Source organism: Amycolatopsis sp. La24 (genome assembly GCF_029087445.1).
Taxonomy (GTDB): domain Bacteria; phylum Actinomycetota; class Actinomycetes; order Mycobacteriales; family Pseudonocardiaceae; genus Amycolatopsis; species Amycolatopsis nivea.
In genome coordinates this window covers 1-24,678 of record NZ_JARACH010000094.1, presented here as the reverse complement: position 1 = coordinate 24,678, position 24,678 = coordinate 1, and the positions used below count along the sequence as shown (strand labels likewise).

At 69.3% G+C, this 24,678-nt stretch carries 22 protein-coding genes and 1 pseudogene; 7 read left to right on the top strand and 16 right to left on the bottom strand.

Annotation, left to right across the window (positions count from 1 at the left end):
• Positions 1–331 precede the first annotated feature (331 nt).
• Positions 332–787 (bottom strand): hypothetical protein, encoded by a 456-nt coding sequence (locus PUT80_RS43825; RefSeq protein ID WP_037819380.1) that lies wholly within the window; start codon positions 785–787, stop codon positions 332–334.
• A gap of 86 nt (positions 788–873) precedes the next feature.
• On the opposite strand from PUT80_RS43825, the gene PUT80_RS43820 reads away from it, so the two are divergent.
• Positions 874–1,611, top strand: a complete 738-nt coding sequence (locus PUT80_RS43820; RefSeq protein WP_275295653.1) for a TetR family transcriptional regulator — start codon at positions 874–876, stop codon at positions 1,609–1,611.
• 442 nt (positions 1,612–2,053) lie between these two features.
• On the opposite strand, the gene PUT80_RS43815 is transcribed toward PUT80_RS43820, so the two are convergent.
• Positions 2,054–2,896: an alpha/beta hydrolase gene (locus PUT80_RS43815; protein WP_275295652.1), complete on the bottom strand. Its 843-nt coding sequence runs from the start codon at positions 2,894–2,896 to the stop codon at positions 2,054–2,056.
• 83 nt (positions 2,897–2,979) lie between these two features.
• On the opposite strand from PUT80_RS43815, the gene PUT80_RS43810 reads away from it, so the two are divergent.
• Positions 2,980–3,699 carry a TetR/AcrR family transcriptional regulator gene (locus PUT80_RS43810; RefSeq protein ID WP_051729728.1) on the top strand — a complete coding sequence of 240 codons (720 nt, stop codon included), beginning with the start codon at positions 2,980–2,982 and terminating at the stop codon, positions 3,697–3,699.
• A gap of 6 nt (positions 3,700–3,705) precedes the next feature.
• On the opposite strand, the gene PUT80_RS43805 is transcribed toward PUT80_RS43810, so the two are convergent.
• A complete protein-coding gene (locus tag PUT80_RS43805) occupies positions 3,706–4,599 on the bottom strand; it encodes an NAD(P)H-binding protein (protein ID WP_275295651.1) in 894 nt (297 codons plus the stop codon).
• Positions 4,600–4,679: 80 nt separating this feature from the next.
• Between PUT80_RS43805 and PUT80_RS43800 the strand changes: the two genes are divergently transcribed.
• Together PUT80_RS43800 and PUT80_RS43795 are read left to right on the top strand one after the other, a co-directional pair.
• Entirely contained in the window at positions 4,680–5,315 is a 636-nt protein-coding gene (locus PUT80_RS43800) for a TetR/AcrR family transcriptional regulator (protein WP_275295650.1), read from the top strand.
• Positions 5,312–6,439 (top strand): enolase C-terminal domain-like protein, encoded by a 1,128-nt coding sequence (locus PUT80_RS43795; RefSeq protein ID WP_275295649.1) that lies wholly within the window; start codon positions 5,312–5,314, stop codon positions 6,437–6,439. Before PUT80_RS43800 ends, PUT80_RS43795 begins: the two co-directional genes overlap by 4 nt.
• Positions 6,440–6,479: 40 nt before the next feature.
• Here PUT80_RS43795 and PUT80_RS43790 read toward each other — a convergent pair whose 3' ends face one another.
• The 3 genes from PUT80_RS43790 to PUT80_RS43780 form a co-directional block, all read right to left on the bottom strand.
• On the bottom strand, positions 6,480–7,652 hold the full coding sequence (locus tag PUT80_RS43790; RefSeq protein WP_037819391.1) for a glycoside hydrolase family 64 protein: 1,173 nt from the start codon (positions 7,650–7,652) through the stop codon (positions 6,480–6,482).
• Between the two features lie 188 nt (positions 7,653–7,840).
• Positions 7,841–8,359: a lytic polysaccharide monooxygenase auxiliary activity family 9 protein gene (locus tag PUT80_RS43785; RefSeq protein WP_037819393.1), complete on the bottom strand. Its 519-nt coding sequence runs from the start codon at positions 8,357–8,359 to the stop codon at positions 7,841–7,843.
• A gap of 1,140 nt (positions 8,360–9,499) precedes the next feature.
• Complete coding sequence (locus PUT80_RS43780) at positions 9,500–10,069, bottom strand: CGNR zinc finger domain-containing protein (RefSeq protein ID WP_134734298.1); 570 nt, start codon at positions 10,067–10,069, stop codon at positions 9,500–9,502.
• 276 nt (positions 10,070–10,345) lie between these two features.
• Here PUT80_RS43780 and PUT80_RS43775 point away from each other — a divergent pair, with 276 nt between their 5' ends.
• Entirely contained in the window at positions 10,346–10,771 is a 426-nt protein-coding gene (locus PUT80_RS43775; RefSeq protein WP_037819396.1) for an Ohr family peroxiredoxin, read from the top strand.
• A gap of 319 nt (positions 10,772–11,090) precedes the next feature.
• Here PUT80_RS43775 and PUT80_RS43770 read toward each other — a convergent pair whose 3' ends face one another.
• On the bottom strand, positions 11,091–12,023 hold the full coding sequence (locus PUT80_RS43770) for a LysR family transcriptional regulator (RefSeq protein WP_275295648.1): 933 nt from the start codon (positions 12,021–12,023) through the stop codon (positions 11,091–11,093).
• Positions 12,024–12,107: 84 nt separating this feature from the next.
• On the opposite strand from PUT80_RS43770, the gene PUT80_RS43765 reads away from it, so the two are divergent.
• The gene (locus PUT80_RS43765; protein ID WP_343076921.1) at positions 12,108–13,310 is read left to right on the top strand and encodes an MFS transporter; all 1,203 of its coding nucleotides are present in this window, start codon (positions 12,108–12,110) and stop codon (positions 13,308–13,310) included.
• Positions 13,310–13,732 carry a PPOX class F420-dependent oxidoreductase gene (locus PUT80_RS43760; RefSeq protein WP_275295646.1) on the top strand — a complete coding sequence of 141 codons (423 nt, stop codon included), beginning with the start codon at positions 13,310–13,312 and terminating at the stop codon, positions 13,730–13,732. The genes PUT80_RS43765 and PUT80_RS43760 overlap by 1 nt, the downstream gene beginning before the upstream one ends.
• 3 nt (positions 13,733–13,735) lie before the next feature.
• Here PUT80_RS43760 and PUT80_RS43755 read toward each other — a convergent pair whose 3' ends face one another.
• The 9 genes and pseudogenes from PUT80_RS43755 to PUT80_RS43715 form a co-directional block, all read right to left on the bottom strand.
• On the bottom strand, positions 13,736–15,517 hold the full coding sequence (locus PUT80_RS43755; protein WP_275295645.1) for a hypothetical protein: 1,782 nt from the start codon (positions 15,515–15,517) through the stop codon (positions 13,736–13,738).
• 13 nt (positions 15,518–15,530) lie between these two features.
• Positions 15,531–16,556, bottom strand: coding sequence for a phenylalanine--tRNA ligase subunit alpha (locus PUT80_RS43750; protein ID WP_275295644.1), 1,026 nt, complete (start codon positions 16,554–16,556; stop codon positions 15,531–15,533).
• A gap of 234 nt (positions 16,557–16,790) precedes the next feature.
• On the bottom strand, positions 16,791–17,792 hold the full coding sequence (gene hpnH, locus PUT80_RS43745) for an adenosyl-hopene transferase HpnH (protein ID WP_037819406.1): 1,002 nt from the start codon (positions 17,790–17,792) through the stop codon (positions 16,791–16,793).
• A gap of 3 nt (positions 17,793–17,795) precedes the next feature.
• On the bottom strand, positions 17,796–19,265 hold the full coding sequence (gene ispH, locus PUT80_RS43740; protein WP_275295643.1) for a 4-hydroxy-3-methylbut-2-enyl diphosphate reductase: 1,470 nt from the start codon (positions 19,263–19,265) through the stop codon (positions 17,796–17,798).
• A complete protein-coding gene (shc, locus tag PUT80_RS43735) occupies positions 19,262–21,166 on the bottom strand; it encodes a squalene--hopene cyclase (RefSeq protein ID WP_037819410.1) in 1,905 nt (634 codons plus the stop codon). The genes ispH and shc overlap by 4 nt, the downstream gene beginning before the upstream one ends.
• Positions 21,166–22,197 (bottom strand): polyprenyl synthetase family protein, encoded by a 1,032-nt coding sequence (locus PUT80_RS43730; RefSeq protein WP_275295642.1) that lies wholly within the window; start codon positions 22,195–22,197, stop codon positions 21,166–21,168. The genes shc and PUT80_RS43730 overlap by 1 nt, the downstream gene beginning before the upstream one ends.
• A complete protein-coding gene (hpnE, locus tag PUT80_RS43725; protein WP_275295641.1) occupies positions 22,194–23,531 on the bottom strand; it encodes a hydroxysqualene dehydroxylase HpnE in 1,338 nt (445 codons plus the stop codon). The genes PUT80_RS43730 and hpnE overlap by 4 nt, the downstream gene beginning before the upstream one ends.
• A complete protein-coding gene (hpnD, locus tag PUT80_RS43720) occupies positions 23,528–24,388 on the bottom strand; it encodes a presqualene diphosphate synthase HpnD (protein ID WP_275295654.1) in 861 nt (286 codons plus the stop codon). Before hpnD ends, hpnE begins: the two co-directional genes overlap by 4 nt.
• Positions 24,389–24,393: 5 nt before the next feature.
• Positions 24,394–24,678, bottom strand: a pseudogene (locus PUT80_RS43715) (squalene synthase HpnC); the annotation flags it as partial.

The following is a 24,678-nucleotide window of genomic DNA, read 5'->3' as shown; positions in this document are numbered from 1 at the left end:
CATCCAGCAGGTGCCCTCTCCCTCGGTGACAATTGCTCTGTCGCAAGAACAATCATCCCAGGCCAGAGGGCACCTGCCCGACCGGACACGACCCACAACACCAATTCACACCGGTGGATCCAGGTCTAGGTACGTGAAGGGGCCCTTCACGGCGCGCGGGAGGTGCGTGAGGGGAACCCTCACGGAATCAGAGTCAATGAGGGGTCCCCTCATTGACTTCAATCGAGGTGAGGTGGGGCGCGGAAGGAGCTCGCGGAAGAGGTGTCGTGAGAGGGAGTGGGCGGAGTCTCTGGCACCGTGCTCGCGAAAAGGCCGTGCGAGCGGGAAAGGGTCAGGGGCGCTGGCGCACCCCGGCCAGTACCGCGCTCACGCTCGGCAGCCAGCGGTGCCTCGGGTCGGGGGCGGTCAGCCATTCCGGGCCCATGCCGGGGGCTTGGTGACCGGTCGGCAGGGGGAGGAGCGCGCCGCTGTCCAGGACGGTTACGTCGGGCGGCAGGGTGCCTCGCAGGAGCAGTTCGCCGTCGGTTTCGGCGAGGATGGCCAGGCGCGGGCCGTGCTGGGTGGGGAGGATCAGGGACGGGCCTTCGCAGCCCAGGGCGGACAGGTGGTTGCGCACCGGGCCCGAGGTGAGTTTCGGCAGGGTTACCGCGCACAAGCCGTTTTCCAAGGCCAGGAACAGGCGCGCGCCCTGCCGTCGGACGGACCAGCCGAACACCCCGCCGTAATACGCGTCTGCCGGGTCTGGGCCGGTGTGGTGGTCGGGCCGCAGTTGCTGGTCGAGAGTCATCGTCGACGCCTTCCGCTCGCATGGGGTGCCTGCCCATGCTAACGGCACTCAGTGCCACTAGCAACCCGGGCTGCTACCGTTCGGGAATGACGGAGACGCCGCGCACCCGGGTCGGGGCCACGCCGGCCGGGCGGCGGCAGTTGCGTCGTGCGCTCGCCACGGCGGCCGTGGATCTCTTCGCCGCCAACGGGTACGAGGCGACGACCATCGACGACATCGCCGCGGCGGCGGGCGTCGGGCGGCGGACGTTTTTCCGGTACTTCGACAGCAAGGACGACGTCCTCTTCGCCAATCACGACGAGATCGTCGCCGAGATGGAGCAGGTCTTCGAGACCGCCGATCCGGCGCGCGATCCGATCGAGGTGGCGACCGCGGCGGTGTCGCTCGTGCTGGAGTCTTATGCCGCGGAGCTGGACGTCTCGCTCAAGCGATTCACTCTCACTCGCACGGTGCCGTCGTTGCGGGACAAGGAAGTCGCGACGGTCGACCGCTATCAGCGCGTCCTCGCCCGCTACCTCCAGGACCGCTTCGCCGCGGCTGGCGACGAGACCGCGACGCTCCGGGCGGCCGTGGCCGCGGCGGCGATCGCGGCGGCCAACAACCATGTTCTGCGACGCTGGCTGCGCAGTGGCGGCCGCGACGACATCGAAGCCGCGGCGACGGAGGCGTTCACCCTGGTCGCGGACGCGTTCCGGACGTCCGGCGCGAAGTCATCCGGTGAGGCGGAGCCGGGCACGGTGGTGGCGGTGCTCAGCACTGCGACGCCGTTGCACGAGGTGGTGACCCGGATCGGCGCTGCGCTGCGCGACGCCGAACCCAGGTGAGACGCTTGCCGGTCGGCAAGTGAAGTGCACTGAGTGCCATTGTGTGGTGCGACGGGCGTGGGGAGCCGGGTTGGTGACCGCCTCGGCCGGGATCCGATCCGCGACGGGGCACGCATCGCTTCGTCAGGGCGGGCTCCGGTCGCCTTGCCGGGACTGGCTGGTGTCGCGTGCTGCCGGACGGGGTCGTGTCGGCGGATGGGCTCATATCGCGTTGGCGAGTGGAGCCCCTGTCGCGTTGTCAGGGACACGGCAGTTTCGCGTTGGCGAGCCGAGCCCGTGTCGCGTTGCCACGAACAGGCCAGTCTCGCGTTAGTGAGCCGAGCCGAGCCGGGTCGCGTTGGCGGAGGCGGGGTCGTAGCGCATCGGCGCGAGAAGGGAGCCGCCGCGGGGCACGGGTGCTGCATCGCTTTCCGATGCCTGCCGAGGGTTGGAGGCGGGGCAGTCAAGCCGCGAAGAAACTGCGCAAAGCCTCCGCGACCCGGTCCGGGGAACCGTCGTCGTCTGGGCCGGAGTGGCCCAGTCCGGGGAACGTGATTCGTTGTGCGTGCGGGATCGTGGCGGAGAGTTCGTCCAGCGCGACACGGAGGAACGCCGGGCTTGTGCTCCCGCCGAGCAGCAGGACTCGCGCCCCCAAGTCCGCGTAATCCCTTGCGGTGTCGGCTAATTCCTCGACTAACTGTATGTCGAAGTGGTGGGTCGGGATGAGCGCTGGGATCGGCACGTCGGCGCTGGATCGGCGTTGCAGGCGCGAGCCGATCGCCATCAGGGGTACCAGTGCGAAGCGTGGGATCCGGTTGAGCGCCGGTTCGAGCGCCAATCCCTGCAAAACCGTCGCCAGTGCGGAGGACAGCCGCCCCCGGGCGAGTTCGCGTGCGTAGCGCGGCACCCACTCCAGCGGCACCGAACCGTTGACCGAGAGCGGTGGTTCGTACAGGGCGACCGCGCTGATCTCGGGGACGGAAAGTGCGCTTCGCAAGGCGATGAGCGCACCTGAGCTGAGACCGAAAACCCGTGCGGCGCCCGTTTCTTCAGCCAGGGCGCGCAGGTCTTCGGTCTCCCGCGCGATCCCGTACTTGGCACCGTGCGGTCCGCTGAGTCCGCGGCCGCGCCGGTCGGGTACGCAGACGGTGAATTCGTCCGCAAGCGCGGTCGCGAGCTTCATCAGGTGCTGCGCTGCCTGCATGCCGCCGTGCAGAAGGAGCACGGCCGGACCGCTGCCTAGTTGGCGGTATCCGATGACGGTTCCGTCGGCGGAGGTGACCGAGCCGGTGCGGTACTCGGTCACTGGTCTGCCTGATTACCCGGGCACAGTGTTCGCATAAAGGCGACTCTAGCGAACCGCGCACAGTGTTCGCAATAATGTCGGCCATGGTTGACGACGTGCGGCCGCCGATCTGGCTGCGGCCGGAGCGCGGGGCCCGGGGACCGCGTCCGGCGCACAGCCGGGCTGATCTCGCGGCTGCGGCTATCCGGGTCGCTGACGCGGAAGGCCTCGAGGCGGTGTCTTTGCGCCGGGTCGCGGCGGAGATGGGCACCGGAACGACGACGCTGTACCGCTACATCGCCACCAAGGACGAGCTGTTCGACTTGATGATCGACGCCGCTTTCGGGGAGCGTGAGCCGCCGACGCCGACTGGGGACTGGCGGGCGGACCTGCGCGCGGTCGCCGGGGAGTACCGCGCTCTGGTGGTGCGGCATCCCTGGCTGGCCGCGATGCCCGCGACTCGTCCGGCGCTCGGGCCGAACAGTCTGGCGTGGTTGGACGCGGCGTACGCGACGGTGGACGGGCTGGGTCTGGCCGCGGACGAGGTCTTGGCCCAGGTGGGCACGGTGCTGACGTTCGTCCGCGGCCACGTCCTCGACGAGCTGGCCGAACAGGAGACGGCTCGGCGGTCCGGAACGGACATGCCGACCTGGTTGGCGGCGCAGGCGCAGTACGGCGATTTGATCATCGGCAGCGGCGATTATCCGCATCTGAGCCGGATCATGGTCGAAGCGGAAACGCCGCATGCCGATGATCGTTACGAACGGACCTTTCGCCGCGGGCTGGACCACATTCTGGCCGGGCTGGCCCACAGTGGACGGTAGGTGGGGTCAGGCTTTGTCCACCGCGGGCTTGAGGGATTCTTCGCACCACTGCCGGAAAGTCGTCGGCGTTTCCACGGCATGCTGCGGAGTTCGGACCACGCCCTCGTCCAGATGGTTCAGCTTCGCGGTCGCCATGTCCATCATGGACTGTGCCATCGCCTCGGAGTGACCGTTCGCGAGGACCTGCGCGCCGAGTGCGGAGACCGGGATTTGCTGGTATTTGACCGAAATCCCCAGCACTTCGCTGATGATGGCAGCTTCCTGGTCGGGCGAGAGGTCTTCCGGGCCGAGCACGGGGACCTCTTCCCGGCCGGTCCACAATGGATCGAGCAGCAGCCGGGAAGCGACCGCGGCGATGTCGCGCGTGCAGACGGTCGGGGCGGCGTAATCCGGCGGCAGGACGTCGTAGAAGGTGCCTTGTGCTTTGATCAACGACGCTTGGCGCAGCAGATTGTCCATAAAGGTCGGATTCGCCAGCGTACGGAAGGCGACGCCGGTGTCGGCGATGAGGTCGTCCATCGCCAGGGTGGCGGTGACGTGTCCGGCGTGTTCGGCGGAGGCGGTGCCGCGGCCGAGTGCGCTGACCGATACCACCCGGCGGACGCCGTGGGTGCGGATCGCCTCGACGGCGGGGCGCGCGAAGCCGGAATAGGCCTCGTCGACGCTCGCGGCTCGCCGGTCGGGCGGGACTAGCCAGAACACGGTGTCGGCGCCGTCGAAGGCGCGGGCTAGGACCTCGGGATCGCCGTGTGAACCGACCTGGACGTCGACGCGTTCGCGCAGGTCAGCGGGCAGTTTCGCGGGATCGCGGACGATCGCGCGGACGGGGTGGGTGCCGTCGGCGACCGCGGCGAGGACGCGGCTGCCGATGTTCCCGGTGGGGGCGGTGACGACGATCATGCGGGCACTCCAGGAGACTGTCGAAGAGGTGGAGCAGGAAGTAAACTCCACCGTACCGTTTACTTTTGGCGGAGGCAAGGATGGCGCGTGAAGGCGGTTCGCAGCTGCGGGGTGCGCAGTTGCGCAAGCACATCCTGCTGGCGGCGAAGAACGTGTTCCTCGAAACCGGGTTCGAACGGGCGTCGATGGACGCGGTCGCGGCCAGCGCGGGGACGTCCAAGCGGTCGCTGTACGCGCACTTCGAGAGCAAGGACAAGCTGTTCCTCGCGGTGCTCGACCTGGTCCGCGAGCTGTACCTCGGCAAGCTGATGACCCCGGACGCGTACGCGGACGACCCGGTCGAGGCGGTCGCGTTGTTCTGCGGGCGGTTCCAGCAGCTGCTGACCTGGGAGTCGCAGGCGCGGACGTGCCGGCTTTGCATCGCGGCTGCCGAGCGGTTGCCGGACAGCGCGAAGGCGTACTACGACGCGATGTTCGCGGTGATGTACGCGCGGCTCGCCGAATATCTGGCTGCACAGTACACAATGGACAGCACGGAAGCGGCGGCGCTCGCGGAGGATCTCGTCGGGCGGACGGTGTTGCCGCGAGTGTTTCGGGTGTTGCTGAACGCCGAGCCGGCGATCGAGGAAATTCCGGGGGCCGAGGCGGCGGTGGACAACGTCGAACTGGAACCGATTCGGCGGGTCGTTTCGGCGGCCTTGGGGCAGCGCGCATGAAGATCACCGACGTTGACGTGTGGGTCGTGAATCTGCCGTTGACGAATCCGTTCACCAGTTCGTTCGAGACCAAGACCGGCGAGACCCGCACGGTGGTGCGGCTGCGCACGGACACCGGGGCCGAGGGCTGGGGCGAGACGATGTGGGGTCGTCCGGTCGCGGAGCTGACCCGGAAACTGGGCGCGGACATGATCGGGACCAGCCCGTTCGCGCTCGAGGCGTTTCATCGCCGGCAGCACATGGTGCCGTTTTTCCACGGCTATCTGGGATATGCGGCGCTGGCCGGGCTGGACGTCGCGTGCTGGGATCTCATCGGGCGGGTCACCGGGCAGTCCGTGACTGACCTGCTGGGCGGGGCGGTGCGGACCGAGGTGCCGATCACGGCGTTGATCACTCGCGCCGACGCGCCTGGTGCGGAAGGGGAAGAGCTCGCGCAGGGATTGGCCGAGCATGCGGCAAGAGTGGTCGCCGAGGGCGGCTTCTCGGCGGTGAAATTGAAGGGTACGCGCGACGTTCGGGGCGATGTCCGGATTCTGCGGGAGCTGCGGAGGGCGTTGCCGGAGATCGAGTTGCGGGTCGATCCCAATGCCGCGTGGTCGGTGCCGGATTCGATCCGTGCCGGGATCGCGTTGGAGGAACTGGACCTGGAGTATCTCGAAGACCCGTGCGCGGGAATCGAGGGGATGAGCCAGGTTCGCGCGAAGGTGCGGATTCCCTTGTGCACCAACATGTGCGTGGTCCGGTTCGAGGAGTTCGCTCCGGCGGTACGGCTGGGTGCGGTCGACGTGATCCACGGTGACGTTTACAAATGGGGCGGCATCGCGGCGACGAAAGCGCTTGCGACGCATTGCGAGACGTTCGGGCTCGGAATGAATCTGCACAGCGGCGGCGAACTCGGGATCGCGACCGCGGCGCATCTGGCGGTGGCGGCCAGCACGCCGGTGCTGTCGCGGGCGATCGACAGCATGTATTACCTGCACGCGGACGACATTGTCGCACCGCTGCGGCTATCCGGCGGTCGGTTGCCGGTACCGACCGGACCGGGGCTCGGCGTGGAAGTGGACGAGGAGAAGCTGGCCTTCTACGCGGCGAAGAACGAGCGGGAAGGCGATCTCACCGGATGACCGTGCCGCGGTCCGAAAAGGACCGCGGCACGTCTTTGGCTCAGCGCAAGGCGTTGACCGTGATGGTGAGCGTGTCCGGGTCGCCGGCCTGGACCGCGCCGCTGAAGTCGGGGCCGGGCGAGACGTCGTCGTACGGGAAGGCGTACCCGCGGTTGTCCGGCAGTTTGCTGTGCACGATTCGCGCGTAGTGGTTGGTTTCCGGGTTCTGGTAGAACTTCGCCGGATCTTCGCCGGTCGGCTGTTTCGGATTGTCGCGCAGGGTGGTGCGGTTCAATGCCGCCGCGAGCCGGGGGATGATCGCCTTGCGGGCGTCGCTGTCGCCTTGTTTGATGGCGAACGGTCCGCTGTCGCAACTCCATACGTCGGGCGTGGCGGGTTTGTCGAAGCGCTCGCCGTTGTTGAAGGCGAGCACGCCGTCCGCGCCGACTTGGCCGGTGAACGCGCCGAGGCCGGGCACCTGGGTGTCGACGGTGAGCGTCTCGCTCGTGTATTTCTTCCAGACCTCGTCGATGTAGCCGTCGAGATATCCGCCGAATTGGTCGGCGCGGTAATGCGCGGACAGTGCGCGCAGCGGCTTTCCGTCGCCGCCGGTTTCGATGAGCGTGCCCCATTTGCCGCCCTGGGCGTTGAGGGCGTCGCAGATCGGGTCGAGCGAGCGCGCGGGCAGTCCGGGGACAGTCTGGTCGCCGGAGCCGGTCGTGGTGAGGTGCAGGCCGATCGGGATCGCGACGAAGTCGACGTAGCTGATGTTGGCGAACAGCACGTCGTTGTTGAAGGTGAATTCGCAGAACGACCAGTTCCGGTTGTAGTTCGGGTCGTCGGCGGCGAGGAAGCTCGGGTGCACGAGCGCCGGGCCCTTGTTGACGAAGAAGTCCAGTTTGCTGTCGAGCGCGACGTAGATCCGGGCCGCGTACATTTTCGGGACGGTGACCTGGGAAAGCGACTTGAGCGGGATCGCGCAGTCCTCGCCGAGCGGCGTGTGGTCGCTGCCCGGGGACGGCGGATAGTACGGCGTGCCATCGGCTTTCAGGATGACGAGCCGGTTGTCCAGGGTCGTGCCGGTGATGTACGCGTAGGTCTGGCCCGCGCCGGACCGGTCGTCGAAAGCGACCTTCGCGGTGTCGGGGGTGCTCGCGGAGGCGAACGCGGAGTTCCAGAGTGGAAATGTCGCGGCTGCCGCGGATGCGCCGAGGAATGCTCGCCGGGAAATCAAGGAAAACCGCCTCCTGGAGTCGTGCCCTTTTCCGGTGACCGGCACGCTAGTCACGGCCGGGAAAGCAGGTCAACGAATGCGGGAGAAATTGGCTGGTTTTGTCATTCCCGGCGAATTCCCCGGACGCACGCCGAGGCACGGGCCGCCGCCACGGCCCGTGCCTCAGCGTCCGGTGCGGACTTTCCGGGTCAGCTCACCTGCAGGTCGATGCAGGCGTAGAAGGCGTTCGCGGTGTCCGCGATGTTCCAGACGGCGAGCACCGTCTGCCTTCCGGTGTGCCCCTTGAGGTCCACGTTGTGGGTGACCGTCTCCGGGGGCTGCTGGCCGCCGCCGTCCACGGTGGCGATCTTGTCGTTGCCGATCCAGTATTCGTAGTTGGACGTGCGGTGCCGGGCGGTGAACTTCCAGGTGAAGGCCACCGAGGAGCCGACCGGCGACGCCTTCCAGCCCTTGTTGTTGTCGTTCAGCTCGGCGAACTGGGCGTTGCCGCCGCTGCAGCTGTGCAGCCCCTTCGGCCCTTCGACGCTCTGCGGTTCGTACTTGATCTGGCCGCAGGAAACGGTTCCTTGCGCGCATTGGGCCTGCCGGCTCGCCGGCGCGTTGACGTACCCGTGCGCGCTGGCGATGCCTGCCGGGCTGATCAGCACGAGCACCGGGGCGATCGCCGTGCCGACCGCGGCCGCGACGAGTTTCCGGTTCGCTTTCATGGACAGCTCCTTCGGGGAATGCTCGTTTCCCCGTGCGGGTACGACAAAGCGACGCACCGGCTTTCCGGGAGCCGGCCCGCACTGGGGGTGAGCGAAGGGGGTGGGCTTCTTGGTCTAGACCATACGCCCGGCGCTCGGGAAAGGTCAACAGCTGGCAAAGAAAGGCGGGTCAGTGGTTATCCGTCAACGTTGTCACCCCGGACCACTCTCGCTTGTGGTTTTACCGGAAGGCTTTCCGTTGATTGCGCCGGACGGGTGGCCCGATGCGGATCATGGCCACCCAGCGTGATTTCGTCCGCTCTGGACTGTCTATAGTGGACAGTGGGAAGCTGCGCGGGCGCACGGAAAGCGGCCGGTGCGGGTGGTCCGGTGCAGCGATTCTGCCCGGTCGTCGAAATCCCCGACTTCCGGCGGGTTGAACGGATTCGATCGGAAATGCTGAACTGGATGGTTGAGGTGTTCGCGGGGGCGAGGCCCTCGGCGGCCGGGTCGCCGTGCGGATGGGGGCGCTGGCGAGCACGTCGCGTGGGATGCCGAGCCGCGCCAGGTTGCGTTCGGTGACCGCGCCGAGGGCGGGTCGCTCTCGCCGGGGGTGGCCGCGGTCAGGTCGGCGCGGGTGTGCTTGCTGGTCAGGACGCCGCCAGCCAGCGGGGAGCGGGGGACTATGCCACGTCTCGTGGGCCATCGGGAGCAGGTCGCGCTCGACGAGACGTGAGCATCGGCGGGGGCGGTCCCGGCGAGCGCAGTTGCCTTTACCGGCTCAGCGGCAGTCCCGTTCGGCGGACTGACCGGCTGCCGCCGAGCCGGAGCCCTTGGCCGAGTTTCCCCGCGCCCGGCCATGGTGCTTGAACCACCGCTGCGACATCCTCGCCTGGAACCGATGACGCGACTCCTGGTGGATTTGCCCGCGGCGTTCCCGCCTCAGCGTAACGCGAGGTGGCTGCGCGGCTGGGGCGAAACATCCGGACGATGCGGCGCCGGGGACCTCATCGCGGAATCTCCTGCCTAGGGCGAGGAATTCGGGCGTTGGCGGGCGGAACGGGAGCAGCCGGGGGCGGAACGTGCTTCGGCATCCGGAAGCCAGGAGTGCCGGACCGGCGAGTGCTGATCTGCCGGGAGGCGTTCGCTTCGCTGGCTGGGTCAGGATTGCCGGGAGGGGGTCAGCGGCGGATTTCCTCGCCGCCGTGCCCGGTAAGCCGCGGCCTTCATTTTGTTTCCGCAGGTGGCCATCGCGCACCATTCGCGCCGTGATCCCCGCGAATGGTCCAGGTAAACCTGCGTGCATTCCGGTCGTCCGCATTCCTTCAGCAGGTCCGCGTCCGGACCGCCCAGGATCGTGATCGCGGCCCGGGCCACGGTGGACAACGCTTGCGCCGCGGTCGCCCGGACCTGCCGTCCGGCCCGGGTCAGCTGCGGGACCGCGTCCGGCTGCGCGGCTGCCTCGTTGAGCAGCGTCAACGCCTCCGGGTCGTACTCATGGCCGACGAGCCGGGCCGCGACCAGGGCGTAGATCGCCTCCCGGACCGCGATCGCCCCCGCCAGGTCAGCGGCCGTGCTCCCCGGATCGGCGCCGGTGACCCCCGACTCGCGGAACCAGGCGTCCAGGCTGCGCGGCGACCCCAGCATCTCGGCCGGCTCGTCGTTGCGGCGGGCCCGCAGCGTGCCGACGAAGTCCAGTGCCGGGTTCCCGCAGGGGAAGGCGTGCTCCATGCGCACCAGTCTGACAGGTGATGAATCACGACGCAAGGAACTCTAACCAGTATAGGGGGTTATGGGTAGCGGATCACAGAAATGCGTAACCATCTTGACTGGTGACGAATGTGCGTGCGAAGGTTCTCTCGTCGCCGAGACCGGCCCGGTCTCCTGCTGAAAGGTCACGTCCGATGGACTCGATCACCCTGGCGTTCCGCGAAGTTCTCGGCGCACTGGCGGCGCTGACCGGCACCGTCCTCAGCGGATTCTGAAAAGTTCTGGAAAGGGAAAGCCATGTCTGAAACCACTTACACCGCCGTCGTCACCACCACCGGCGAAGGCCGCAACGGGGGACGCGCGGTTTCGTCCGACGGTGCGCTCGACCTCAAGTTCGCCATCCCGAAGGAACTGGGCGGCAACGGCGGCGCGACGAACCCGGAGCAGCTGCTCGCGGCCGGCTGGTCGTCGTGTTTCATGGGCGCGGTGCGGATCGCCGCGGCGCAGCGGAAGGTGAAGCTGGCCGACCTCGCGGTGGTCGCGGACGTGACCCTGCACCACGACGAGGCGAACTTCTGGCTCAGCGCCGCGCTGCACCTGGAGCTGACGGGGATCGACCAGGAGACCGCCGACACGCTGGCCGCGGCCGCGCACCAGACCTGCCCGTACTCGAAGGCACTGGGCGGGAGCATTGAGGTCACGGTGGACGCGACGGTCGCCTGATCCCGGTCGGTCGGGGTGCCCTTGAGCCGGTGGTGCGGGGCGGGTTCGCGCGGGATTTCGGCGATGCCTGCTGTCGAGGGCGCGCTCGATCCGGCGGTGCCGGATTGCGGGGCGGCGGTTCGGTCGCGGATGCGGAGATGCCTGCGAACCAACGGCACCGGGTTGCCGGGCGGTGCGGGTGCGGAAGGCTCGTTCAAGTCAGCGGCGGGCGGTCCGGTCGCGGATGCGGAAAGCCGTATCCGGCTGGGCGTGGGCGTGCCCGGTCAGTTCGGGAGCGAATTGCCGGGCAACCCCGAGGCCGTTCGGAACACCTGCCGGTTCAGGACCGAGCAGCAGGAGCCTGCCGAGCCAGCTCCCGCGCCACTTCGACGGCCGTCTCGATGGTCCGTGCCGCGAGGGGTGACTCGGCGTCCCGCCCGCGCGGCCAGTGCAGGTAGATCGAGCGCGCCGGGGTCGGGTCGAGGTCGTGGACCTGCAGATCCGGCCATCCCTCGGGGCCGTGGATCGCGCCGCAGTCGCGGCAGACGACCTGGTGGATCGCCAGCCAGGGCAGGACCGCGAGGCCCATTCCGGCGCGCACCATCGACAGGATCGTCTCGCTGCCCGCGGAGCGGAACACGATGCGCGGGCGGGCCCCGGCCTCCGCGAGGGATTGCTCGAGCCTGGGCTGGTCGCAGGTCGACGGCCAGGCCACCATCGGCTTGCCGTCCAGTTCCCGCGCGGGCACCGGACCCGCTGGCAGCGTGTCGGGAGGTGCGACGGCCAGGTAGGGGTCTTCCATCAGCAGGACGTGCTCCGTGTCTTCGCTGATGAGACCGTCGTGGAACAGCAGGTCCAGTTCGCCGAGCCGAGGCTCGTCGGGTTCCGAGAGCCGGATCTCGCAGCGGGGGTGTTCCTCGCGCAGGAGGCGCAGCACGGTCGGCAGGATCGCGTGCGAGACGCTCTGCAGGGTGCCGACGTCGATGCGGCCTTCGCCCGCCTTGAAGCGGTCGACCGCCTGGCCCAGCGCTTCGGCTTTCGCCAGCACCTCCCGGCCGTGTTCGAGCACCACGGCGCCGAGCGGCGTGATCCGCACGGGGCGCGGGCCGCCCGGGCGATCGAAGACCGCGCCGCCGAGGGTTCGTTCCAGGGCGGCGATGTGCTGGCTCACGCTCGATTGCGTGTAGCCCAGCCGGGTCGCCGCCCGGGAGAACGTTCCCTCTTCGGTGATCGCGAGCATCGTCGTCAGCTGGCGCAGGTCGAAGTCGGCCATGAGCCCAGTATATTACCGTGCACGATGGATTCGATCGTAAACAATCGCTTTTCTTAATCTCCTGGCACTCTTAGCGTCGTTGCCATGACAGTCGCAACGATCGCCGCCGGGAGAACTCGCAAGCTGCCGTCGCTCGCGTGGACGCTGGGGGCGTGCCACCTCGTCGCCCGGGGCGGCGCGTTCGTGCAGCCGATGCTGGTGCTGTACCTGACGCAGCAACAGCGGATGACCCCGACGGCGGCGGGTGCCGTGGTGGCGGCGGTGGGTATCGGCGACTTCGGGTCGCAGCTGCTCGGGGGCTGGCTGGGGGACCGGATCGGGCGGCGGAGGACGATGCTTCTCGGGTTTCTCGGGACGGCGATCGCGTTGGCCGCCTTGGGATCCGCCGCCGCGACGCCGGTCATCTGGGCAACGGCGGTGGGCTACGGTCTCGCTGCTGGGCTCTTCCGTCCGGCGGGATCGGCAGCGGTGGCAGACCTTCCGCCGGAGCGGCGGGTGCGCGCGTACAGTTTGCTTTATTGGGCGGCGAACCTCGGATATGCCATCGCGGCAACGGTTTCCGGGGTGTTGGCGGCGCGCGGCTACGGGCTGCTCTTCTGGTTGAACGCGGTGGCGATGCTGGTTGCCGCGGCGATCGTGGTGACTGCGGTGCCGGAGACTCATTCTGGACCGAGCCATGGGCGACGCGCGCTGCTGCCAGTGTTGCGAGCGGACCGTCTCATGAGGACCATGACTCTGATCCACGTCGGCTGTTTCACGTTGTTGATGCAGGCGTTCGCCACATTGCCGTTGTTGATGACCGCGCAGCAGTTCAGTTCCGCGACTTACGGTGCCGTGCTTGCGCTCAATGGGTTCGCCATTGTTGTCCTGCAACCGTTCGCTGCCGCGGTGTTGGCGAATCGCGACCGTGCGACAGTGCTTGCTACCTCGATGTTGCTGGCGGGCGTTGGCGGCGGTCTGGCTGCGGTGTCCCAAAGCATTGCTGGCTACGCCGTCGCGATTCTTGTTCTCAGCCTCGGGCAGATCGGCTTGGCGGTCCAGTTCGGTGCGACGTTCGCTGCTCTCGCGCCGCCTGATCTGCGCAGCGGGTACATGGGTGTCGCGTCGAGTGCGTGGAGCCTTGGCGCGGTCCTCGGCCCGATGCTCGGCACGGCGTTGCTTGAGCAAGCTGGTCGAACTTGGCTGGGAGTAGTGGCTTTCGCCGCCGGAATTCTGCTTTTCCTTGCCCAGCAAGCCGTCGCTGGACGACTTCGCGAGCGGCAGTCAACCGAGAAAGGAACCCACTGATGACGACCATGACCGACAGCGAATGGCGCGCCTTCCTCTCCGAGGGTACGAGGCTTGCGCACCTGGCCCTCGCTCGTGCTGACGGACGTCCGCACGTCACGCCGATCTGCTTCGTCCTCGACGGCGACGAACTTGTCTTCGCCTTGTCGCCGGGAAGCGTCAAGGGCAAAAGCCTTGCGCGGGACGGCCGGGTCGCGGTCTGCGTCAGCGACGAGCGGCAGCCGTACAGCTTCGTGACCGTCGAAGGGCAGGCTCGCGTTACTGCCGAGCCGGACCAGATCAGGCGAGTCGCGGCGGGGATCGCCGAGCGTTACTACCCGGGTCAGTCCGCAGTGGACCTTGCCGATTCGTTCGTCCACAGTGGATCTACCGCGGTGCGGATCAGCATCGTGCACGTCATCGCCCAATCTGGTCTCGGCTGAGGCTCACCGCAACCGCGCCCCCGCCCGCTCCAGTGCAGCCAGCACTTCGGAGCGGGCGCCGGCGATTTCGCCCGCGGTCAGCGTCACGGACCTCGGGCGGAGGGTGACCCGCAAGGTGAGCGAACGGTGGTCGGCCGGAATTCTCGAATCCCGGTACTCGCCGACGTACGCCACTCGCTGCACCAAGGCGTGGGCCTGCGTCGCGGTCTCGGCGACCAGCGACCACGGCACGGTGTCGGCCGCGAGGACGGACAGGTCGAAGTCCGATTCGGGCAGGTCGCCGACCGGGGTGTAGCGGTTCTCGCGGGACGGGTGCGTCCGCAGTGCGTCGAGGTCCAGTTCGACGCAGGCGATCGCGCCCCGGTCGATGCCCGCCGCCCGGAGCACCGCGGGCCGGACCAGCGCCAGCGTCCCGGCCGGGCGGATCGCGAGCAGGGCCGACGGGTCCGTCCAGGCCGGGCCGGGGGTGCCGGACAGGTCCAGCGCGGTGAGATGGCAGTACCGGCGGATCAGCTCGGCCAGCCCTTTGGCCCGGCGGAACAGGTCGGCCCCGTCAGGTCCGGCGAGCAGGATACCGGCGGACGTCCGCTCGCCCGCGGCGAAGACGGTGCCGACTTCGAAGAGGCTGAACTCGTCGTAGTAGCGCAGGTTGGCGGCCGCGGCTTCGAGCAGGTTCGGGATCAGCGACGGGCGCAACCGGGCGCGATCCGGCGCCGGCGGGTGGTCGATCGTGAGGTCGGCGTCGAGTCCGCACGCGGCGAGCAGGTGGTCGGCGGACCACGGGTAGGTCAGCACTTCGGTTGCCCCGCCGCGGGCGGCGAGCACTTCCCGGACCTGGCGGTTCAAGGGGAGCCGGGGGCGCGGGGCCAGCTGCACGACGGGCCGCGGCGCGGGCAGCGCGTCGAAGCCGTGGATCCGGGCCAGCTCCTCGACGATGTCGACGGGGAGCGAGAGATCGCCGGTGGAACGCCACGACGGAGCGACGACGCGCAGCAGCTCCCCGGTGATTTCGGCGGTGCAGCCGAGGGCCCGGAGGATGCGCAGGATTTCGTCCGGCGGCAGCGGGATGCCGATCCGGCGTTCGATTTCCGCGAGGCTGATCTCGATTTCGGCTCGTCTGGTGGCGGCGAGGACGATGTCTTCCACGCCGAGTGCCGCGGCCGACGGGTCGGCTTCGGTCAGGAGGTGGAGGAAGAGATCGGCGGCTTGGTCGGCGCGTTGAGTGTCGAGGCCTTTCTCTTGGCGTACCGAAGCTTCGGTCCGGGCGCTGCGGCGGGCTCGGCTGGGGTGCAGGGTCGGGATCTCCAGCACGACCGATGCACTGGAAGCACGGACGTCACTTGGTTGTCCGACGGCATACATCACGTACGCGCTCAGATCGGCGCACAGGTCCCGGCTTGGTTCGCCTATGCGCCGGAGCCGGTCGCGGACGAAAGCCGGAGTCGGCACGGAACTGTCCACTGTGCACTGCAGGGCGAGCATCCGCTGGTGCCAAGCGGGGTCAGCCAGGGTGAGGCCGGTGGCGTTCGGCGGCCGGGCGACCCGGGGGAGCGGAGTCATCGGGAGTCCATAGAGGACAGACAGCTCGCGGGCGATGCCATAGTGCCCCCACAGATCGGGGCGATGGGTGAGGGATTTGTTGTCGATCTCGAAGACGACGTCGTCGTCGATCACGTCGTAACCCTCGACTTCGACGGTCTTCAAGGTCAACTCGTGTGCCAGCTGGTCCGGCGAACGGCCGGGCAGCGGCACGTAGTCGGCCAGCCAGTCCCGGGAAATCTTCACGACGGCGGGCCTTTCAAGCGAATTGGGAGAGGAAGCGCAGGTCGGCGCTGTGCATCAGCCGGACGTCGTCGATGCCGTAGCGCATCATCGCCAGCCGGTCGAGGCCGACGTTCAGATAGCAGCCGGACCACCGCGCCGGGTCGAGTCCGGCGGCGCGCAGCACGTTCGGATGCGGGCTGCCGCCGGGCATCACCTCGAGCCAGCCGGTTCGCCCGCAGGTCCGGCAGCCGCGTCCGGCGCACACCCGGCAGAGCATGTCGATCTCGAAACCTGGCTCTACGAACGGGAAGTACCCGGCGCGCATCCGCGTCCGCACTGGTTCGCCGAACACCGTGCCGAGAATGGTGTCGACGAGGAACCGGGCGGTGGCGAGCGGGACGTTTTCGTCCACCACCAGCACCTCGTACTGGAAGAACGCGCGCTCGTGCCGGGCGTCGGTGCTTTCGTTGCGGTAAACCCGGCCTGGATAGGCGATCCGGATCGGCGGTTCGTGCGTGCTCAGGTATCGGACGCTCGCGCCGGTCAGGTGCGGGCGCAGGCAGCGGCCGTCGGCCAACCAGTAGGTGTCCATGCTTTCGCGCGCCGGATGGTCGGCGGGGAAGTTCAGCCGGTCGAATTCCATGTCCGCGGAGCTGATTTCCGGGCCTTCGACGATCGCGAAGTTGAGCGCGCGGAAGGCGTCGTCGAGGTCGTATCTCAGCTGGGTGACCGGGTGCAGTCCGGCGGTCGGCGGCGGGAGGCCGGGAATGGTGGGGTCGAGCGGGCGGTCCAGCGCGGTTTCCGCGGCGAGCTTTTCTTCCAGAGCAGCGGTAATGCGCTGGTGTGCTTCGGAAAGCGCGAGGCCGATCTGCTTTCGGGCACCTGGGTCGCAGCTGCCGAGCTCGCGACGGACGGCGGTGAGCGGGCTGGACTTGCCGAGCACGGAACGGCGCACGTCAGCGACGGCGGCCGGAGTGCTGGCCTGGGCGAGATCGGCGAGCGCGGCCTCGGTCAGCGCGGTGATCCGGTGCAGCATCGAGACGGGGTCAAGGGGGTCCACGGGTTCCTGCCTTCGGGTCGTGAAGTGCTGGACTTCACCCCCGGGCAGTGTGGGGAGACGCGGACGTCAGCGGGCGGAACCCGGCGCGCACGCGCAGCCCCCGGGCACTCCCCGGGGGCGAAGAAATCGCTGCGCACGCATGCGCTCATCATGGCACGCCGGCTGTCCCTCCGGCAAATGAAGAGCCCCTCGAGGGAATCAGCTTCCCTCAAGGGGCCCTTCGCGGACAGCGGGTCAGTGGCCGACGGCGGCCCGGACTGACTCTTTCAGCGAGCCGAGCGTGGCGATGACCGCGGTGGGTTCGTAGCCGCAGTGCGCCATACAGTTCGAACAGCGCGGGTCCTTGCCGCGGCCGAAGTTCTCCCATTCGGTGGTTTCGATGAGTTCCCGGTAGGTCTCCGCGTAGCCGTCGTCCAGCAGGTAGCACGGACGCTGCCAGCCGAGCAGCGAATACGACGGGATGCCCCACGGCGTGCATTCCAGGTCGCGTTTGCCCTCGAGGAAATCGAGGAACACCGGCGAATGGTTGAGCCGCCAGCGTTTCCGGTTGCCGCCGCCGAAAGCCTTCGCGAACAGTTCGCGGGTCTGCTGGACGCCGAGCCAGTGGTCCTGGTCCGGGGCCTTCTCGTACGCGTACCCCGGCGAGATCTGCATGTTGTCCACGCCGAGATCGTTCAGGTAGTCGAGCACGTCGATGACGTCCTGCGGGGTGTCCCCGGTGAAGAACGTCGTGTTGGTCATGACGCGGAAGCCCTTTTCCTTGGCGAGCTTGATCGCGTCGACCGCCGCCTGGAAACCGCCCTCCTTGCGCACCGACGCGTCGTGCCGGTCTTCGAGGCCGTCGATGTGCACCATCCACGCGAAATTGCGGTGCGGCTTGAATTTGTGGATGTGCTTGGGCAGCAGCAGCGCGTTGGTGCACAGGAAAATGATCTTGTTGCGGGCGAGCAGCTGCCGGGTGATCTCGTCGATCTGCGGGTGCATCAGCGGTTCGCCGCCCGCGATCGACACCATCGGCGCGCCGCTCTCCTCGATCGCCCCGACCGCCTGCTCCACCGGCATCCGCTGTTTCAGCAGGGTGTGCGGCTGCGCGATCTTGCCGCAGCCGCCGCATTTGAGATTGCACGCGAAGAGCGGTTCCAGCTCGACCAGGAGCGGGAACTTCTCCTTGCGCATCAGCTTCTGCTTCATCAGGTAACCGCCCAGCCGAAGAGACTGGCGCAACGGCATGGCCATCGCTCAGAGCACCTCCCGAGGTAGGGTGAACGTCATTTCTTCTTCTGTCAGCGCGTTTTCCGCGACGCTGACCGGACCCAATCCGCGAAGGGCCTCGACTGTTTCGGACACCAGACGCGGCGGCGCGGACGCTCCCGCGGTGAGCCCGATCCGCCCGGCCCCGGCGAGCCGGCGCAGGTCGATGTCGCCGCAGCCGTCCACGAGCACCGCCGGGGTGCCCTCGCGTTCGGAGACCTCTACGAGTCGCCGCGAGTTGGACGAGTTGCCGGAACCCACCACCAGCACCAGATCCACGTCACGGGCGATCGCGCGCAAAGCCTGCTGCCGGTTGGTGGTGGCGTAACAGATGTCGTCCTTGCGCGGCGAGGAAAGGCCGGGGAATCGTTCGCGCAGCACAGAAGCGATCTCTTCGGCCTCGTCGAGCGCCAGCGTGGTCTGCATGGTGTAGGCGGTCCGCGACGGGTCGCGCACGGTGACCGTCCGGGCGGCTGCGACATCGCCGACGACCACCACATTGTCGGGCGCTTCCCCGACGGTTCCTTCGACCTCCTCGTGCTCGGCATGTCCAATGAGGAACACTGTCTCGCCGCGACCGGTGTAACGGCGGACTTCGTTGTGCACCTTGGTAACCAACGGACACGTCGCGTCCACTACGGACAGCCCGCGATCCGCCGCGGCACGCCGAACCGCCGGGGAGACTCCGTGGGCGGCGAACACCAGCGTCGCGCCTTCCGGAACTTCCTCCACCTCGTCCACGAACACCGCGCCGCGCCCCTGCAGCTGGTGCACGACGTGGGTGTTGTGCACGATCTGCCGACGCACGTACACCGGCGCGCCGTGCTTCTCCAGCGCACGTTCGACAATCTCGATCGCCCGCTCCACCCCGGCACAGAACGATCGCGGACTAGCCAGCAACACAGTTCGCGGCCCCACGGCTTCAGCCCACGCAGTGATCGCGGGAGCGGCCCGGCGCAGACTCCGCAACCCGGCGAGTCCATTCGAGACCGTCGAGGGATGCAGTAGCGGCGCACCGACAGTGTCCACAATGGCGCGTACGACAGCGAACGGTTCACCGTCGGCCGCGAGCCACGCGGACTCCATGTCGACCGCCAGCGCACCACTCGAAGTCAGCGAAGCGCGTTCCCGCTCCCGCACCACGTGCGAACTGCCGATCACGGGTCCGAGATGGACAGTGAGCCCGAGACGGCGCAACGCACCCGCCAGCAACGGCGCGGACGGCACCGGCACCACTCCGGACGGACCGCGCACCTCGGTGGCGACCACCACGTCCCCCGGCCGTACCGACGGGGTGAGCCCGCCGCCGATCCCCGCGACGATCCGCGGTCCGGACGGGAGCCGGGCCGCAGCGGCGGCGGCCCGGCGAGGCCCGAGTCCGGTGTGGACCGTCCGCGGACCGGGACCGCGCAAGGCGGCCTGCTCGATCCGCAACGGGGTGCAGACGATCGGGGTCATGACCCGCCCCGTACATACCGGCCGAGTGCGGACAGCGGGAACACCACGCGGTACAGGTGATACGACAGGTAGAAGTCGCCGGGGAATCCGGTTCCGGTGTGCTTGTCCTCGTCCCAGCCGCCGTCCGGCCGCTGCCGTTCGACCAGCCACTGGACGCCCCTCGTGACCACAGTGGACTCTCGCTCCCCGGCAGCCAGCAGCGCCAGCAACGCCCACGCGGTCTGCGACGGCGTCGAGTCACCGCGCCCGGCCCACGCCCGGTCGTCGTAGGACCGCAGATCCTCGCCCCACCCGCCGTCGTCGTTCTGGTGCTCGGCCAGCCACTTCACCGCACGCCGGATCCGCGGGTCAGCACCAGGGACGCCGGCCGCGACCAGCGCGGGCACCACCGCGCCCGTGCCGTACACGTAGTTCGCGCCCCAGCGGCCGAACCACGAGCCGTCCTCCTCCTGGTTGTCCCACAGCCACCGGATCCCGCGACGGCATTCGCGGCTGCCGGATTTCCCTTCCGCGGCCAGCATTTCGACCACGTGCGCGGTCACGTCCGCCGAAGGTGGATCGATCACCGCGCCGAAATCGCAGAACGGCAGCCGAGTGGTCAGCACCTGCGTGTTGTCCGCGTCGAACGCACCCCAGCCGCCGTCGCTGGACTGCATCCCCTCCAGCCACGCGACGCTCCGGTCGACCGCCTCGCGGATCCGCAGGTGGTCCGGTTTGCCCATCCGCCGCAGCGCGAGCACCACCTCGGCGGTGTCGTCGGTGTCCGGGTAGCCGTCGTTCGCGAACTCGAACGCGAACCCGCCCGGTTTCAGCGAGGGCCGCCGCACCGCCCAGTCGCCCGGCACCCGGATTTCCTCGCCCAGCATCCAATCCGCGGCGCGCACCAGGGTTTCGTCGCCGGGGGAGACGCCCGCGTCGAGCAGCGCGGTCATCGCCAACGCGGTGTCCCACACCGGCGACTGGCACGCTTCGAGCCGGCGCACCCAGCCCTGTTCGGTCTTCTCGCGGATGGTGAACCCGTCGAGCCCGGCGATCCCGGCCTTGAGCGCGGGATGGTCGAGCGAGTAGCCGAGCAGGTGCAGCGCGAGGATCGAGTACACCCACGGCGGCTGGATCCCGCCCCACGAACCGTCCGCTTCCTGCCGCGCAAGGATCCACTCCGCGGCCTGTTTGATCGCGAGCTTCCGCACCGGGTTGAGCGGCAGTTTCGCGTAGGCGTGCAGCGCGGTGTCGAGGTTCTGGAACACGCCGTCCCACGTCCACGGCGCGCGCGTCTTCGGCGGACGCTTGCCGGTGCGCAGTTCGGCGACATCGAACGGCAGCTTCCGTACCGGGCGCAGGGTGCCGACGATGGTCAGCGGCACGATGGTCTGCCGGGCCCAGCAGGCGAAGTCGTAGACGTTGAGCGGGAACCACGACGGCAGGAAGATCAGCTCGGGCGGCAGGCTCGGCAGGTCGTCCCACGACCACTGGCCCACCATCGCGAGCCAGATCCGGGTGAACACCCGCGTCGCCTCGATCCCGCCCTGCTCGCGGATCCACTCCGCTGCCGTGGCCAGCCACGGGGCGTCCGCCGGATCGCCGGCCAACCGGAGCGCGACCCACGCTTCGACCGTGGTGGACAGGTCGGCCGGGCCGTCCGGGAAGTTCGCCCAGGTGCCGTCGGCGCGCTGCTGCGAGCGGATCCAGCGCGCGGACTCCTCGGCGATCTGCGGCGTGAGGATGCCGAGGAAGTGCCGCAGCAGCAGGTCTTCGGCGTCCATCGTGACGTTGGTGGCGAGTTCGCCCTTCCACCATCCGGCGCGGTCCTGCTCGCGGCGCAGGAACTCGACGGCCGCCGCGACGGTGTCCGAGGCGGTGCGGGCGGCGGGCGCGGACGTGCGGGGGACGGTCTGGGTCATCACGCTTCCCTTCCGGCGATGAAACGGGCGATCGAGACGAGGTCGTCGCGCGGGCCCGGCGGGACGGCGGCCAGCGCTTGCTCCGCGGCGGCGACGTGCCGCGCCGCTTCCGCAGTGGCCCACTCGCGGCCGCCCGCGTCGTCCACCAGCGCGGCGATCCGCGCGAGGTCGGAGTCGTCGTCTCCGGCGAGCCACTCCGCCAGCCGTCGGCCCGCCGCGCCGCCGTGCGTGGTCGCGTAGGTGATCGGCAGCGACTTCTTGCGCGCCCGCAGGTCGGAGTACACCGATTTCCCGGTGACCGCCGGATCGCCCCAGATGCCGAGCACGTCGTCGACGAGCTGGAACGCGAGGCCGATCTCCTCGCCGAACACCGCCAGCGCGTCGACCACCTCGGCGGGCGCACCGGCGAGCACCGCCCCGATCGCGGCGCTGGCGGACAGCAGCGCACCTGTTTTCCCGGCCGCCATCGTCACGCATTCGGCGAGCACGACGTCGTCGCGCTGCTCGAACGCGACGTCCAGGAACTGGCCGTGGATGAGCCGGCGCGTGGTCTCGGTGAGCAGCCGCCCGGCGGCGACCGCGTGCGGGGAACCGCTGTCCAGCACCACTTCCTGGGCGAGGGCGAGCATCGCGTCGCCGGTCAGGATCGCGCTCGCGGACCCCCACAGCGCCCACACCGTCGGCCGGTGCCTGCGCTCGGTGTCGCCGTCCATCAGATCGTCGTGGACGAGCGAGAAGTTGTGCACCAGTTCCACCGCGACCGCGCCGGGCACCCCGACTTCCACCGGCGCGCCCGCGGCCCGCGCGGACACCAAGGCGAGCGCCGAACGCACGGCCTTGCCGCCGTTGCCCTGGACCGGCACGCCGTTCGGGTCGGTCCAGCCGAGGTGGTAGGCGCTGATCGCGCGGCTGGTGTCGTCCAGCCGGTCGACGGCGGCGCGCAACGCTGGCTGCACGACGTCCCGCGCGCTGCCGAGCACCGGCGGCGCCGCTGAACGCGTTTTCTCGGCAGAAAACAGATTGGCGGTCATGCTCCGACTCCCTCCCTCTTACCGTTGTGCTGAAGAAGGGCGGCGGCCGCGGCTGCGCCACTGCGCGCGGCGCCCTCCATCGTGGCGGGCCATCCGGTCGCGGTCCACGCGCCCGCCAGGTACAGCCCGGGCAGCGCGGTGCGCGCGGGCGGCCGCAGCGATGCGGTGCCGGGACCGGGCCGGAACGTCGCGTGCCGCTCGCGGGTGACGAAGAAGTCGAGCACTTGCGCGCCGCGTGCTTCGGGCAGCAGCGCCAGCAGCTCGGGCAGTAACTGTTCGCGGAGTTTCGCGGTGGGCAGGTCGATCTGCGCGTCCGCGGCGGACAGCGACATCGCGAGGTACTGGCCGGAGTCCAAACCGGACTGCCGCGTTCGGTCGAACACCCACTGCACCGGCGTGCGCACGCCCGCGACAAACGGTTCGTCGAGGACCTTCCGGTCGAGCACCACGTGCACGTTCACGATCGGCGAGCTGCCGAGCCCGCCGGACCAGCCCGGCGGCAGCCCGATCGCCCCGGCGGGCGCGAGCTGTTCGGTGACCGGCGGGGGAGTGGCGAGCACGACCTGGCTGAACTCCTCCTCGCCGCGATCGGTGACGACCCCCCAGCCTTCGCTGATCGCGCGCACCTTCGTGCCGAGCCGGACGTCCGCCCCCGCCTCGGTCAGCCGTTCGCGCGCCGGATCGCCGTGCAGTTCCCGCAACGGCACCAGCGACCAGCCGATGTCGGCGGCGGCCGGGTCGGTGAGCAGCCCCTCCTGGAACACTGTCGCGGCGAGACTGAGCGACGCGTCGTCGGCCGTCGCGTTCAGCGTTGCGACGCCGACCAGATCCCACAACGCTTCGATCGCCGCCGCGCTCTGTCCGTGCCGCCGCAGCCATTCCCCGAAGGACTGCCGGTCTGTGCGGTCCGCCTTCGGGTCGACCCGGCGCAACGCGAGCGCGGCGAGCGCGAACCGGGCCCGGTCGAGCGGGCGCAACGGGTCGTAACGCAGCAGCGAAGTGGCCAGGTGCAGCGGCGCGGGCAGGTCGTCGCGGCGCAGCCAGGTCGGCGCGGCCGCGCCCGGCAGGCGGATCGGGATTTCCAGCCGAGGCTGCAGCGTCACCCGATCCGCGACGCCGAGCCGGTCCAGCAGCGCGCGATAAGCGGTGCAGCAGCGGAGGAACACGTGCTGTCCATTGTCGACCCGCAGCTCGCCGCGAGCGAACGAATGCGTGAGCCCGCCCAGGTGCGGCCGCGCCTCGAACAGTGTCACCGGCCGCCCGGCGTCGGCGCAGGCGAGTGCGGCGGCGATGCCCGCGAGCCCGCCGCCGACCACCGCGACCGGGGCGGTCATCGGCCGATCCCGGTCAGCGCCCGGAACGCCACCACCGCCTTTTCCCGGCCGGACAACGAAAGCCGGCGGTCGAACACGCGCGCGGGCTGTTCGTCGATCCGGTCCAGCAGGGTGCGGTAGATGCCCGACATCGCGGTGCAGCACGCGGCGCTGCGACCGTCCAAAGAGGGCACCAGGCGGAGACCGCGGGAGTACCAGCCGCGGGCGCGCGCGGCGCTGTCGTGGATCAGCGCGGTGAGCCCGCCGTCCGGATCGGCGAGCTTCCCGTCCGGTCCGACGGACAGCTCGACGCCGAACCGGTCGAGGTCCTCTTTGGGCAGATATACCCGGCCGTTGAGCAGGTCCTCGCGGATGTCGCGAAGGATGTTGGTCTGCTGCAAGGCAATCCCGAGCTCGTCGGCGTACACCGGCGCGTTCGGCTCCGGGCGGCTGCCGAACACGCCGAGGCACAGCCGCCCGACCGAACCCGCCACGCACCGGCAGTACTCCACCAGTTCCTCGAACCGCACGTACTCGCGCCCGGTCACGTCCATCTCGACGCCGTCGAGCAGTTCCTCGAACGCGCCGAGCGGAATCGGGTACCGGCGCGCCGCGTCGGCGACCGCGACGTACACCGGATCCGCGGTCGCGGACAGGTCGCCGAGAGATTTCCGGACCCCGGCGAGCCCCTGCAGCTTGGTCTCGGCGGACGCTTCGGTGTCGTCGCCGATGTCGTCGATGATCCGGGCCAGCGCGTACACCGCGCACAGCGCCGCGCGTTTGTCCGGCGGCAGCAACCGGATTCCGTAATAGAAGTTGCGCGCCTGTTCCTTGGTGACCGCCGCGCAGTGCGCGTACGCCTCGTCCACAGTGCCCATTGCCGTCATCCGGACCGCCTCCTCGTGCCGACTTGCAGCCACCCCAGCCAACTCAGCAGCCCGGCCCGGCTCGGCCGGACCGGTGCGGACAGCACGTCGCCGCCGCTCGCGCGCAGCGCGTCGACCGCGGCGAGCCCGCCGGCGAGGAAGCCGCTCACCGCGAACCGCCCCCAGCCCGACAGGTGCCCCAGCAGATCCGCGCCGCCGCCCAGCAGGGCGGCGGCGCGGCCGGTTTCCCACCGCATCAGCGCTTTCATCCGGGGCGACGCGGGCGCGGCGCCCAATTCCTC

Excerpts from the sequence above, each read along its gene's own strand:
- PUT80_RS43825 (WP_037819380.1), bottom strand. The coding sequence starts at position 787 with ATGACTCTCGACCAGCAACTGCGGCCCGACCACCACACCGGCCCAGAC.
- PUT80_RS43820 (WP_275295653.1), top strand. The coding sequence starts at position 874 with ATGACGGAGACGCCGCGCACCCGGGTCGGGGCCACGCCGGCCGGGCGG.
- PUT80_RS43810 (WP_051729728.1), top strand. The coding sequence starts at position 2,980 with ATGGTTGACGACGTGCGGCCGCCGATCTGGCTGCGGCCGGAGCGCGGG.
- PUT80_RS43805 (WP_275295651.1), bottom strand. The coding sequence starts at position 4,599 with ATGATCGTCGTCACCGCCCCCACCGGGAACATCGGCAGCCGCGTCCTC.
- PUT80_RS43800 (WP_275295650.1), top strand. The coding sequence starts at position 4,680 with ATGGCGCGTGAAGGCGGTTCGCAGCTGCGGGGTGCGCAGTTGCGCAAG.
- PUT80_RS43795 (WP_275295649.1), top strand. The coding sequence starts at position 5,312 with ATGAAGATCACCGACGTTGACGTGTGGGTCGTGAATCTGCCGTTGACG.
- PUT80_RS43785 (WP_037819393.1), bottom strand. The coding sequence starts at position 8,359 with ATGAAAGCGAACCGGAAACTCGTCGCGGCCGCGGTCGGCACGGCGATC.
- PUT80_RS43780 (WP_134734298.1), bottom strand. The coding sequence starts at position 10,069 with ATGGAGCACGCCTTCCCCTGCGGGAACCCGGCACTGGACTTCGTCGGC.
- PUT80_RS43775 (WP_037819396.1), top strand. The coding sequence starts at position 10,346 with ATGTCTGAAACCACTTACACCGCCGTCGTCACCACCACCGGCGAAGGC.
- PUT80_RS43770 (WP_275295648.1), bottom strand. The coding sequence starts at position 12,023 with ATGGCCGACTTCGACCTGCGCCAGCTGACGACGATGCTCGCGATCACC.
- PUT80_RS43765 (WP_343076921.1), top strand. The coding sequence starts at position 12,108 with ATGACAGTCGCAACGATCGCCGCCGGGAGAACTCGCAAGCTGCCGTCG.
- PUT80_RS43760 (WP_275295646.1), top strand. The coding sequence starts at position 13,310 with ATGACGACCATGACCGACAGCGAATGGCGCGCCTTCCTCTCCGAGGGT.
- hpnH (WP_037819406.1), bottom strand. The coding sequence starts at position 17,792 with ATGGCCATGCCGTTGCGCCAGTCTCTTCGGCTGGGCGGTTACCTGATG.
- ispH (WP_275295643.1), bottom strand. The coding sequence starts at position 19,265 with ATGACCCCGATCGTCTGCACCCCGTTGCGGATCGAGCAGGCCGCCTTG.
- shc (WP_037819410.1), bottom strand. The coding sequence starts at position 21,166 with ATGACCCAGACCGTCCCCCGCACGTCCGCGCCCGCCGCCCGCACCGCC.
- PUT80_RS43730 (WP_275295642.1), bottom strand. The coding sequence starts at position 22,197 with ATGACCGCCAATCTGTTTTCTGCCGAGAAAACGCGTTCAGCGGCGCCG.
- hpnE (WP_275295641.1), bottom strand. The coding sequence starts at position 23,531 with ATGACCGCCCCGGTCGCGGTGGTCGGCGGCGGGCTCGCGGGCATCGCC.
- hpnD (WP_275295654.1), bottom strand. The coding sequence starts at position 24,388 with ATGGGCACTGTGGACGAGGCGTACGCGCACTGCGCGGCGGTCACCAAG.